Origin of the sequence: Streptococcus sp. GMD5S, from assembly GCF_000298715.2 — a bacterium.
Taxonomy (GTDB): Bacteria; Bacillota; Bacilli; order Lactobacillales; family Streptococcaceae; genus Streptococcus.
On sequence record NZ_AJRG02000062.1, the window covers coordinates 1 to 507 of the forward strand.

1 protein-coding gene and 1 pseudogene are annotated in these 507 nt (G+C 45.4%); both read left to right on the forward strand.

The genetic code is table 11. From position 1 onward, the window contains the following. A pseudogene (locus tag GMD5S_RS10640) lies at positions 1-105 on the forward strand (ABC transporter ATP-binding protein); the annotation flags it as partial. Beyond that, positions 102-507: ABC transporter permease (locus GMD5S_RS0209810; RefSeq protein ID WP_016893896.1), on the forward strand; the 406-nt coding region annotated here is incomplete at its 3' end. The pseudogene GMD5S_RS10640 and the gene GMD5S_RS0209810, both read left to right, overlap by 4 nt.

The following is a 507-nucleotide window of genomic DNA, read 5'->3' on the forward strand; positions in this document are numbered from 1 at the left end:
GTGAGGGCTCAGGGGAACCTCCAGCAACTGCGCGAAGCCTTTGGCATGCCTGAAGCGAGTTTGAATGATATTTACTTGGCTCTGACCAAAGAGGAGGACCGATGAAAGACTTGTTTTTAAAGAGAAAGCAGGCTTTTCGTAAGGAGTGCGTCGGTTATCTGCGCTATGTTCTCAATGACCATTTTGTCTTATTCCTGCTTGTTCTCATCGGTTTTCTAGCCTACCAGTACAGTCAACTCTTGCAAGATTTTCCTGAAAATCATTGGCCTATCCTCTTGTTTTTGGGAATTGTATCTGCTTTGCTTTTGGCTTGGGGAGGAATCGCGACCTACATGGAAGGACCGGATAAACTCTTTCTCTTAGTCAGTGAAGAGGAGGTAAAGTCCTACCTCAAAGGACAGACGGTGAGTTCACTGGTTTTCTGGACAATTGTTCAAACCCTCTTTTTACTCTTGTTTGCACCCTTGTTTTTAGCCATGGGCTATGGCTTGCCAGTCTTTCTCGTCT